Origin of the sequence: Streptomyces fuscigenes (assembly GCF_021556455.1) — a bacterium.
GTDB classification, from domain to species: Bacteria; Actinomycetota; Actinomycetes; order Streptomycetales; family Streptomycetaceae; genus Streptomyces; species Streptomyces fuscigenes.
Map to the genome: position 1 here is coordinate 1 of NZ_JAKGCV010000171.1, position 11139 is coordinate 11139.

Here is an 11139-nt window from a genome sequence, read left to right on the forward strand (position 1 = left end):
CGGCGCGGACCGGTCGCACCCGCTGAGCAGGCGGCGGCGCCCGGCGGGGCCGCGGGCCCCGGCCCCGGCCGCTGCGCGGGGAGCCCGCGCCGGGCACCCTCTAGGGTGGGAAGCATGAGCAAGACGACGCGCGGACGCGGCACGGTCCAGGGGCTGCCCGACTGGGACCGGTGCGCGGTGATGGGCGTCGTGAACGTGACGCCGGACTCCTTCTCCGACGGCGGGCGCTTCTTCGACACGACGGCCGCCGTGAAGCACGGGCTGGACCTCGTCGCCCAGGGCGCCGACCTCGTCGACGTCGGCGGCGAGTCCACCCGTCCCGGCGCGAGCCGCGTGGACGAGGACGAGGAGCTGCGGCGCGTCCTGCCCGTCGTGCGGGGCCTGGTGTCGGAGGGCGTGGTCGTCTCCGTCGACACCATGCGCGCGAGCGTCGCCGAGCGGGCCGTCGAGGCCGGCGCGGTCCTCGTCAACGACGTCAGCGGCGGCCTCGCCGACCCGGCCATGGTGCCCGTGGTCGCGGCGGCCGCCGTCCCGTTCGTCGTCATGCACTGGCGCGGCTTCAGCGCCGACATGAACGACCGCGCCGTGTACGAGGACGTCGTCCGAGAGGTGACCGCCGAACTGCGGGCCCGGATCGAGGCCGTCGTCGACGGCGGGATCAGCCCCGAGCTGCTGGTCGTCGACCCGGGCCTCGGCTTCGCCAAGCAGGCGGCGCACGACCTGGAGCTCATCGCCCGCCAGGCCGAGCTGAGCGCGCTCGGCCGGCCCCTGCTCGTCGCGGCCTCGCGCAAACGCTTCCTCGGCCGGGTCCTGGCCGGCGGGGAGGGCGCGCCGCCGCCCGCGAGGGAACGCGACGCGGCCACGGCCGCGGTCTCCGCGATCGCCGCCTCGAACGGGGCCTGGGCGGTGCGGGTGCACGAGGTGCGGGCGACGGCCGACGCGGTACGGGTCGCCCGCGCGATCGAGGGTGCGGCCAGGTGAGCGAGGGCCGCGGCACCGCGCCCACGGACAGCGAGCTCGTCGACCGCGCGAACACGGCCTTCTACGAGGCGCTGGAGCGCGGCGACCTGGGGGCCCTCTCGGCGCTCTGGCTCGGCGAGGGCGACGACGGCGCGGAGGGCGCCGAGGAGGTGACGCCGTCCTGCGTGCACCCCGGCTGGCCGGTGCTGACGGGCCGCGGCGAGGTGCTCCGCTCGTACGCGCTGATCATGGCGAACACCGAGTACATCCAGTTCTTCCTGACGGACGTGACCATCGCGGTCGCCGGCGGCACGGCGATCGTCACCTGCACGGAGAACATCCTGAGCGGCGCCCCGCCGGAGGAGGGCTCGGAGCTGGGCCCGCTGGTGGGGCAGCTCGTGGTGGCGACGAACGTGTTCCGCCGCACGGACACCGGCTGGAAGCTGTGGTCGCACCACGCGTCACCCGTGCTGGCCGAAACCGATCAGGACGAGTCGGAGGAGCCACCCTCCTGAGTGGGTAGGTCACCAGGAGGGATTGGCTGCCCCGAGCACGGGGTAGGGGCGCCGCTACCCCCGGCTACCGGCGGGCCCCGCGAGCAGGAGCGGTCCGGGCCCGACGGTAGATTCGAACGCGGGTGCCCGGACCGCCCGCGTGCGGCCGGGGCGCCGACGACCGACGACATCAGGAGTGATTCGCGTGGATCGTGTCGCGCTGCGCGGCCTCAGGGCCCGTGGGCACCACGGTGTCTTCCCCCGGGAGCGGGAGGAGGGCCAGACCTTCATCGTCGACGTGGTGCTGGGCCTCGACACCCGCCCGGCCGCCGCCGGTGACGATCTGGCGAAGACGGTGCACTACGGCATCGTCGCCGAGGAGGTCGTGGAGATCGTCCAGGGCGATCCCGTCGACCTGATCGAGACGCTCGCCGAACGCATCGCCCAGCAGTGCCTCAAGCACGACGGCGTTTCGGAGGTCGAGGTGACGGTCCACAAGCCGGACGCGCCGATCACGGTCCCCTTCGACGACGTGACCATCACGATCACCCGGAGCCGAGTATGAGCACGCACGACGCAGACGGCCGGGCCGGGGTGCGGAGCGATCCGACCGTGCAGCCGGTACCGGCGGCGGTGATCGCCCAGGTCGACGCGGCCGACGTGACGCTGTCGAACCCGAAGCGCGCGGTGATCGCGCTGGGCTCCAACCTGGGCAACCGCCTGGAGACGCTCCAGGGCGCGGTGGACGCGCTGGAGGACACCCCGGGCGTGCGGGTCAAGGCCGTCTCGCCGGTGTACGAGACCGAGCCGTGGGGCGTCGAGCCGGGCACGCAGCCCTCGTACTTCAACGCGGTCGTGCTGGTGAAGACGACGCTGCCGCCGTCGTCCCTGCTGGAGCGCGGCCAGGCCATCGAGGAGGCCTTCGACCGGGTGCGCGAGGAGCGCTGGGGCCCCCGCACCATCGACGTCGACATCCTCGCGTACGGGGACGTGGTGTCGGACGATCCCGTGCTCACGCTGCCGCACCCGCGGGCGCACCAGCGGGCCTTCGTGCTCGCGCCGTGGCACGACGTGGAGCCCGAGGCGCAGGTCCCGGGCCGCGGCGCCGTCACGGAACTGCTGACGGTCGTCGGGCGGGACGGCGTGCTGGCCCGTGTCGACCTGGAACTCCGTCTCCCCGAATAGTCGTTAGGCTCGTCACTGACCTGGCGGCATCAACATCGAAGGGCGGCTTTCCGGGTGAGGCAGTTGCGGATCGGCGTCCTGGCCGGGCTCCTGGTGGCGGTCGGTGTGCTCGCATGGGGCGGCGCGCGCCTGTGGGACTCGCTGGGCACCCTGCCCAGCGTCCCCGCGGGTGCGCCGATCGTGCTGGCGGCGATCGCGGTGATCCTCGTCGCCACGGCCCTGTCGATCCGGGCGCGGCTGCGCGCCCAGCGCGAGCGGCGGCCCGAGGCGAAGGGCGTGGACCCGATCGTCGCGGCGCGGGCGGTGGTTTTCGGCCAGGCCGCGGCGCTGGTGGCGGCACTGGTCGCGGGGCTCTACGGGGGCACGGGCGTGTTCCTGCTCACCCAGCTGTCCGTCCCGGCACGGCGCGACCAGGCCATCTACGCGGGGTTCTCGCTGCTGGCCGGCATCGCCATCATCGCGGCGGCCATCTTCCTGGAGCGCGTGTGCAAGCTCCCGGACGACAAGGACGACAACCACCGCAACACCGGCTCGCGCGCCTGACGGGACCGGGGCCGGGGCCGGACGGCGAGCGCCGGCGCCTCGCGGGCGCCGGGACGGCGTAGGGCCCGGTCCGCGCGCCCGGCCGTCCCGCGTACGTCCGGTGGGAACACGACGCGCTGCCTCAGGCCCCGGGCGGGACCGGCACGTGCGGCGAGGGCGCGAGCACACGGGCGCGGGGAAGAGGCTGCCGGGCGGCGCGCCCCCGGGCGCCGCCGACGGCCGGCGGTTCAGGAGCGCGCGAGGATGAGGCTCATCGCCTCGGCGCGCGTCGTCGCGTCGCGCAGCTGCCCCCGCACGGCGGAGGTGATCGTCTTCGAGCCGGGCTTGCGGATGCCGCGGACGGACATGCACATGTGCTCCGCCTCGATCACGACGATCGCGCCCCGCGCCTCGAGGATGCGGACCAGCGAGTCCGCGACCTGCGTCGTCAGGCGCTCCTGGACCTGCGGGCGGCGGGCGTAGACGTCCACGAGGCGGGCCAGCTTCGACAGGCCCGTGATCTTGCCGGTGACGGCCGGGATGTAGCCCACGTGGGCGACGCCGTGGAACGGCAGCAGGTGGTGCTCGCACAGCGAGACGATCTCGATGTCCTTGACGAGCACCATCTCGTCGTGGCCGAGGTCGAACGTCGTCGTCAGGACGTCCTCCGGCTCCTGCCACAGACCCGCGAGGATCTCCTTGTACGCGCGCGCGACGCGACCGGGAGTCGCCCGCAGCCCCTCGCGGTCGGGGTCCTCGCCTATCGCCGTCAGGAGCTCGCGCACCGCGTTCTCGGCGCGCTTCTCGTCGAATACGCCGATCGGGCCCTCGCCGTCCAGCGTCACCGGGTCCGTCATGTGTTCCTCGTTCCTCTGCAAAGAAAAATGCCGCGCCCCCCAGGCTAGGCCGTGTGTCCTAAAACCTGCGGGGCGCGGCAGACATTCCGGACCGGAGTACTCCGGCCCCGGAGGGCGTCAGCCGTTGTCGGGCCGGCGGTCCTCCGGGAGCTGCTCGGTCGGAGTGTCGGTGCCCTTCGTCAGCGACGCGGCACCGCTGCCGTTGGCGCCGGCGCCGTTGGTCAGCGCGAGCTCCTTCGGCGAGAGCACCGGCGGGCGGGTCGACGGCGTACGCCGCGACGAGCCCGTCCACGCGGGCCGCATGGGCCGCTTGACGACGGTCGAGAAGATCTGGGCGATCTCCTCCTTGCCGAGGGTCTCCTTCTCGAGGAGCGCCATGACGAGGTTGTCCAGGACGTCCCGGTTCTCGACCAGGATCTCCCACGCCTCGTTGTGCGCCGTCTCGATGAGCTTCTTGACCTCTTCGTCGACGAGCGCCGCGACCTCTTCCGAGTAGTCGCGCTGGTGGCCCATCTCGCGGCCGAGGAACGGCTCGCTGTTGTCGGCGCCGAACTTGATCGCACCGAGACGCTCGGTCATGCCGTACTGCGTGACCATGGCCTTGGCCGTGGTCGTGGCCTTCTCGATGTCGTTGGCCGCGCCGGTGGTCGGGTCGTGGAAGACCAGCTCCTCCGCCGCGCGCCCGCCGAGCATGTACGCCAGCTGGTCGAGCATCTCGTTGCGCGTGGTCGAGTACTTGTCCTCGTCCGGCAGGACCATCGTGTAGCCGAGCGCACGGCCTCTCGACAGGATCGTGATCTTGTGGACCGGGTCGGAGTTGGGAGAGGCCGCCGCGACCAGGGCGTGTCCGCCCTCGTGGTACGCGGTGATCTTCTTCTCCTTCTCGGACATGATCCGGGTCCGCTTCTGCGGGCCCGCCACAACACGGTCGATGGCCTCGTCCAGGAAGTGGTTGTTGACCAGCTTCTGGTCCGAGCGGGCCGTGAGCAGCGCCGCCTCGTTGAGCACGTTCGCCAGGTCCGCGCCGGTGAAACCGGGCGTACGGCGGGCGACGGCGCCGAGGTCGACGTCGGGCGCGACCGGCTTGCCCTTCTGGTGGACCTTCAGGATCTCCAGGCGGCCCTGCATGTCCGGGCGGTCCACGGCGATCTGGCGGTCGAAGCGGCCCGGGCGCAGGAGCGCCGGGTCGAGGATGTCGGGCCGGTTCGTGGCGGCGATCAGGATGACGCCGCCCTTCACGTCGAAGCCGTCCATCTCGACGAGCAGCTGGTTGAGGGTCTGCTCGCGCTCGTCGTGCCCGCCGCCGAGGCCCGCGCCGCGGTGCCGGCCGACGGCGTCGATCTCGTCGACGAAGACGATCGCCGGGGCGTTCGCCTTGGCCTGCTCGAAGAGGTCGCGCACCCGGGAGGCACCGACACCGACGAACATCTCGACGAAGTCGGACCCGGAGATCGAGTAGAACGGCACGCCCGCCTCACCCGCGACGGCGCGGGCCAGGAGCGTCTTGCCCGTTCCGGGCGGGCCGTACAGCAGCACGCCCTTCGGGATCTTGGCGCCCACGGCCTGGAACTTCGCGGGCTCCTGGAGGAACTCCTTGATCTCCTGGAGCTCCTCGACGGCCTCGTCGGCGCCGGCGACGTCCGAGAACGTCGTCTTCGGGGTGTCCTTGGTGATGAGCTTCGCCTTGGACTTCCCGAACTGCATGACGCGGGAGCCGCCGCCCTGCATCTGGTTCATCAGGAAGAGGAACACCACGACCAGCAGCACGAACGGCAGCAGCGAGAGCACCACCGACAGGAACGGGCTCTGCTTCGAGGGCGAGACCGTGTACCCCTTGCTGATCTGCCCGGCGTTGAACTTCTGCTGGAGTTCCTTGGCCAGCGCGGAGCCCTGGCTGCCGATGTAACTGGCCTGGATCTTGTCGCTGCCCGCGACCTTCTGGCCGTTCTTGAGATCAACCTTGATGACTTGATCGTCGCCAGTGGTCAGCTTGGCCTGTTCGGCCTGGTTCTTGTCGATCGCCTGAACGACCTGGCCGGTGTCCACCGTCTTGTAGCCGCCTCCTGTGGAGACGACATTCATCAACACGACCACGGCGAGGACGGCCAGCACGATCCACATGACCGGCCCACGGAAGTATCGCTTCACGTCCATCCATACGAGGCGGTGACGCCCCGTCCCTCCTGCCCGTAGGTAAATGCTGCTGTGAGAAAAGACTGTTCTTCGGACGGTACCCCAGCGTCGGCACTCAGGGCCGCACGGTGCTGGTGACAAACCCGTCCTCCCCTGCTCCAACGCAGGGAGGGGTGGAGTGGTTCCCGGGTCAACAATGAGGTGTCCGCATCAGTCCCCCGGAGGGGCGAACGCGACCGGGGAACCGGACTCCGCGCCTGGTCAGCCGCCGTAGACGTGCGGCGCAAGGGTCCCCACGAAGGGCATGTTGCGGTACTTCTCATCGTAGTCGAGCCCGTATCCGACGACGAAGGCGCTCGGAATGTCGAACCCGATCCACTTCACGTCGATCGCGACCTTTGCGGCATCCGGCTTACGCAGGAGGGTGCACACCTCCAGCGAGGCCGGCTCGCGCGAGCCGAGGTTCGACAGCAGCCACGACAGCGTCAGACCCGAGTCGATGATGTCCTCGACGATCAGGACGTGCTTGCCCTTGATGTCGGTGTCCAGGTCCTTGAGGATCCGGACGACGCCCGAGGACTGGGTGCCCGCGCCGTAGGACGAGACCGCCATCCAGTCCATCGTGACCGGGGTGGACAGCGCGCGGGCCAGGTCCGCCATCACCATCACGGCGCCCTTGAGCACTCCGACCAGAAGCAGGTCCTTGCCCGCGTACTCCGCGTCGATCTTCGCGGCCAGCTCGGCGAGCTTCGCGTCGATCTCTTCCTTGGTGATGAGCACCGACTGGAGGTCGGCGCCCAGGTCCTTGTGGTCCACCACAGTCACTTTCGTCGTCCGGCGAGCGCTGGCCGGCTTGTCGAAGCCGCCGTCCCACCCCGTACGGGGCCCCGGAACAGCTGCTTCTCAGCCCTGCCGGATGACCAGTCTGCCACCCTGCCTCAGTGCCTCGACGCGCCCGGGCAGGTTGATGCCCGACTGACCCCTCCAGCCGGTGATCAGGCGGTCCACCTCCTCGATGTGCCGCGCGAACAGCGAACCGGCGGGCGCGCCCGCCGTGATGGCCGCCCGGCGCAGCACCCGGCGGCGCACCGCGGGCGGCAGCCGGAACAGCTTCTCGACGTCGAGTCGCCCGGCGTCGTCCCGGACGCTCGCCTCGACGTCCGCCGCCCAGGCGTCCAGCGCGTCGGCGTCGTCGCGCGAGAGCTGCGCCGTACGGGCCAGCGCCTCCACGACACCCTTGCCGAGGGCCTTCTCCAGGGCGGGCAGGCCCTCCTGGCGCAGGCGCGAACGGGTGTAGGCGGGGTCGACGTTGTGCGGGTCGTCCCACACGGGTACGGCCTGCGCGAGACACGCCGTGCGCACGGTCTGACGGTCCAGCTGGAGGAACGGGCGGCGGTAGCGGCGGCCGGCCCCGGACACGGCGGCCATGCCCGACAGGGAGCGGATGCCGGAGCCGCGGGCGAGGCCGAGGAGGACGGTCTCGGCCTGGTCGTCACGGGTGTGGGCGAGGAGGACGGCGGCGGCGCCGTGGCGCTCGGCGACGGCGTCCAGCGCCGCGTAGCGCGCGTCGCGGGCGGCCGCCTCGGGTCCGCCGTCCCGGCCGACGGCGACGGCGACGGACTCGACGGGGTCCAGCTTCATCGCGGTGAGCCGGGCGACGACCTCGGCGGCGCGGATGTCGGATCCGGCCTGCAGGCCGTGGTCGACGGTGACGCCGCCGGCGCGGACGCCGAGCTTGGGGGCTTCGAAGGCGAGGGCGGACGCGAGACCCATCGAGTCGGCGCCGCCCGAGCACGCGACCAGTACCAGCGGTGCGTGGGAGCCGAGGGGGGCCGAGGCGCCGGAGGGGCCGGGGACGGCCGGGAGCCGGCGGGCGGCGGGCGCGCCCGAGGCACCGCGCGCACCGGCGGGCGCGGCGAACGCCGAGTGTTCGGTGAGGATGTCGTGGAGAACGCGGCGGACCGCCAGGCGTATCGCCGCGACCGCAGGATGGGGACCCATGTCCGGTGCCCTTCGTGAATGTGTCTACGGGGAGGGGTGGCTCGGTCGTCCCGCACGGGAAGGCCGGGACGGCTCTCGTCACTGAGAGTGCGTCGATGGTGACAGAACCGAGCCAATACCCGAGCATCGCACGCCCAGCCAGCCCTTACGGTCCCTCGGACGGGTGATAGGCGAGGCGTTCATCTGCCGCCGACGTGCCCGGATGTGCCGGACGGTTATGCCAGACGCACGTACGCCACCGTGTCCCGCCGGCCGGCCGGCGGGCGCCGCGCCGCGCACGTCCCTCGCCCACGGGGGCCCGCCGGAGCCGGGCACCCCACCGGGCCGGGCCCCCGCGCACCCGCCCGCACACCGCCTAGGCGCGGTGGATGCGCGCGACCCAGTCGGACGGCTTGGCGATCTCGGACTTCGTGGGCAGCGTGTTCGGCGACGTCCAGACGCGGTTGAAGCCCTCCATGCCGACCTCGTCGACCACGGCCCGCACGAACCGCTCCCCGTCGCGGTACTGGCGCAGCTTCGCGTCGAGGCCGAGGAGCCTGCGCAGCGCCTGGTCGAGGCGGCTCGCGCCGCGCGCCCTGCGCTGCTGGAACTTCTCCCGGATCTCCGTGACGCTCGGCACGACCTGCGGCCCCACGCCGTCCATCACGTAGTCGGCGTGGCCCTCCAGCAGGGACATCACGGCGGTGAGCCGTGCGAGGACCTCGCGCTGGCCGGGCGTCTGGACCAGCTCGACGAGGCTCGGCGCCCCGTCCTCGCCGTCCGCGCCCTCGGGGCGGTTGCCGGTGAGGGACTGGGCGGCCTCGCGCAGCCGCTCCAGCATGGTCGTCGGGTCGATGTCGGTCTCGCCGAGGAACGACTGGATCTCGCCCTGCAGGTGGTCCTTCAGCCACGGCACACCCGTGAACTGCGTGCGGTGCGTCTCCTCGTGGAGCGTCACCCACAGGCGGAAGTCGTGCGGGTCGACGTCGAGTTCGCGCTCGACATGGACGATGTTCGGCGCGACGAGCAGCAGCCGGCCGCCGCCCTGCTCGCCCGCGGGCAGGTCGCGCCCGGCCGGCGCGAACGTCTCGTACTGGCCGAGCACGCGCGAGGCCATGAAGGTCAGCAGCATGCCCAGCTCGACGCCCGTGACCTTGCCGCCGACGGCGCCGAAGACGGCGCCGCCCGGAGTGTCGGCGCGCCGCTCCTGGACCTTCTCGAAGAGGGGCTTGAGCAGCTCGCGGAAGCCCTCGACGTTGGCCTTCACCCAGCCGGGCCGGTCCACCACGAGCACCGGCGTGTCCGCGGGGGCGTGCCCCTCGGGGATCATGCGGGTGTAGGCGCGCACGTGCTCCTCGGCCGCCTTGGCGTGCCGCCGCAGCTCGGCCACGATCTCCCGCGCCTCGTCCCGGCTCACCTCGGGCCCCGGGCGCATGAGGCGGTTCGCGGTAGCCACCGCCAGATTCCAGTCGACCATCTCGGCACCACCGATGCTCGTCATGCGTCAACCGTACGTGGTGGAACCCGCGTGCGGTGAGCTTCGACTGCCCCGATTCATCCCTGACATCCGTCCCTGAGATCGTCTACCTTTGATCTTGGCCAGTGCCCCGTCCTTCAGGGCGGGGGTGAAGGCCATCCTTGTCCCGGAGGCGCGCAGCGTCGGCGTTCTCTGCGTTTTCGGTGAGGGCGAGGGGGACGACTGCCGCAACCCGTCGGCCGCGAGCGATGCGCGCGGGTGCGAGGAGCCGGAAGAGTGAGGTGGTCGCGCCATGACCCGTACGGTCTTCAGCGGAGGTCAGGTATTCGACGGCTCGGGCGGCGCGCCCGCGCCGGCCGACGTGGCGGTGGAGGGCGGACGGGTCGTCGAGGTGGGCCCCGGCCTCGAAGGCGACGAGCGCGTCGACTGCACGGGCCGCACGGTGCTGCCGGGCCTCGTCGACAGCCACGTGCACATCATGGCGAGCGACCTGAGCCTCACGAAGCGCTTCCTGACCCCGTTCTCGTACCCCTTCTACCAGGCGGCCCGGAACCTGCGGCGGACGCTTGCGCTCGGCATCACGACCGTCCGCGACGCGGGCGGCGCCGACCTCGGCGTCAAGCAGGCCGTCGAGGACGGGCTGATCCAGGGTCCCCGGATGCGGATCTCGGTCAACATCATCAGCACCACCGGCGGCCACGGCGACCACTGGCTGCCGTCCGGGCTGTCCGCCCCGATCTTCGGCGCGCACCCCGGCCGCCCCGAGACCGTCGTCGACGGCCCCGACGAGATGCGCAAGGTGGCGCGCACCCTGCTGCGGGCCGGGGCCGACGTGCTGAAGGTCTGTACGACCGGTGGGGTGATCTCGCCCGGCGACGACCCCAGGCACGCGCAGTTCACTCCCCCGGAGCTGGACGTGCTGGTCACCGAGGCCCGCATGCAGGGCCGCGGTGTGATGGCGCACGCGCAGGGCACGGACGGCATCAAGAACGCGGTCCGCGCCGGCGTCCGCTCGATCGAGCACGGCATCTACCTGGACGACGAGGCCGTCGAGCTGATGCTGGAGCACGGCACCTGGCTGGTCCCGACGCTCCTGGCGCCGGTGAGCGTGCTGCGGGCGGTCGACGGCGGGATGGAGCTGCCCGAGCCGGTCGTGCGCAAGACGCGCGAGGTCATCGAGGCGCACCAGGAATCGGTGAGCCGGGCGATCGCGGCGGGCGTGAAGGTCGCCATGGGCACGGACAGCGGGATCGGGCCGCACGGCACGAACCTGGAGGAGCTGCGGCTGCTGGCGGAGTGCGGCATGAGCGTGCCGCGGGTGCTCGCCGCGACCACCTCCGCGGCGGCGGAGCTGCTGGGCCTCGGCGACGAGCTGGGCCGCCTGGCGCCGGGCTACCGGGCGGATGCCCGGGCCCGCCGGGCGGGTCACGGGTGTGTTGCGACCGTGTTCGAACACTGGGAATGGCGCCGTGCAGGTGGGCCGAAGGCGGCGAAAGAGGTAGCGTGCGTAGCGCGCCACCGGCGGTTGCTC

11 protein-coding genes are annotated in these 11139 nt (G+C 72.1%); 6 read left to right on the top strand and 5 right to left on the bottom strand.

Going from position 1 to position 11139, the window contains the following annotated elements; genetic code table 11:
• Positions 1–114 precede the first annotated feature (114 nt).
• The 5 genes from folP to L1885_RS15580 all read left to right on the top strand — a co-directional run bounded on the left by folP (position 115) and on the right by L1885_RS15580 (position 3182).
• A complete protein-coding gene (folP, locus tag L1885_RS15560; protein ID WP_235797712.1) occupies positions 115–981 on the top strand; it encodes a dihydropteroate synthase in 867 nt (288 codons plus the stop codon).
• Complete coding sequence (locus L1885_RS15565; protein WP_235797713.1) at positions 978–1475, top strand: nuclear transport factor 2 family protein; 498 nt, start codon at positions 978–980, stop codon at positions 1473–1475. Before folP ends, L1885_RS15565 begins: the two co-directional genes overlap by 4 nt.
• A 184-nt stretch (positions 1476–1659) precedes the next feature.
• Positions 1660–2019 (top strand): dihydroneopterin aldolase, encoded by a 360-nt coding sequence (gene folB, locus L1885_RS15570; protein ID WP_372481953.1) that lies wholly within the window; start codon positions 1660–1662, stop codon positions 2017–2019.
• Positions 2016–2639: a 2-amino-4-hydroxy-6-hydroxymethyldihydropteridine diphosphokinase gene (gene folK, locus L1885_RS15575; protein ID WP_235797715.1), complete on the top strand. Its 624-nt coding sequence runs from the start codon at positions 2016–2018 to the stop codon at positions 2637–2639. The genes folB and folK overlap by 4 nt, the downstream gene beginning before the upstream one ends.
• A gap of 54 nt (positions 2640–2693) precedes the next feature.
• On the top strand, positions 2694–3182 hold the full coding sequence (locus L1885_RS15580; protein ID WP_235797716.1) for a DUF3180 domain-containing protein: 489 nt from the start codon (positions 2694–2696) through the stop codon (positions 3180–3182).
• A gap of 227 nt (positions 3183–3409) precedes the next feature.
• Here the strand turns inward: L1885_RS15580 and folE are convergent, their stop codons facing one another.
• The 5 genes from folE to L1885_RS15605 form a co-directional block, all read right to left on the bottom strand.
• On the bottom strand, positions 3410–4018 hold the full coding sequence (gene folE, locus L1885_RS15585) for a GTP cyclohydrolase I FolE (RefSeq protein WP_235797717.1): 609 nt from the start codon (positions 4016–4018) through the stop codon (positions 3410–3412).
• 117 nt (positions 4019–4135) lie between these two features.
• Complete coding sequence (ftsH, locus tag L1885_RS15590; RefSeq protein ID WP_235797718.1) at positions 4136–6172, bottom strand: ATP-dependent zinc metalloprotease FtsH; 2037 nt, start codon at positions 6170–6172, stop codon at positions 4136–4138.
• 240 nt (positions 6173–6412) lie between these two features.
• Complete coding sequence (gene hpt / locus L1885_RS15595; protein WP_235797719.1) at positions 6413–6967, bottom strand: hypoxanthine phosphoribosyltransferase; 555 nt, start codon at positions 6965–6967, stop codon at positions 6413–6415.
• An 87-nt stretch (positions 6968–7054) separates the two neighbouring features.
• Positions 7055–8152, bottom strand: coding sequence for a tRNA lysidine(34) synthetase TilS (gene tilS, locus L1885_RS15600; RefSeq protein WP_235797720.1), 1098 nt, complete (start codon positions 8150–8152; stop codon positions 7055–7057).
• A 355-nt stretch (positions 8153–8507) separates the two neighbouring features.
• The gene (locus L1885_RS15605) at positions 8508–9632 is read right to left on the bottom strand and encodes an Rv3626c family coenzyme F420 biosynthesis-associated protein (RefSeq protein ID WP_235797721.1); all 1125 of its coding nucleotides are present in this window, start codon (positions 9630–9632) and stop codon (positions 8508–8510) included.
• Positions 9633–9900: 268 nt separating this feature from the next.
• On the opposite strand from L1885_RS15605, the gene L1885_RS15610 reads away from it, so the two are divergent.
• The coding region (locus L1885_RS15610) for a metal-dependent hydrolase family protein (RefSeq protein WP_235797722.1) at positions 9901–11139 on the top strand (1239 nt) is incomplete at its 3' end.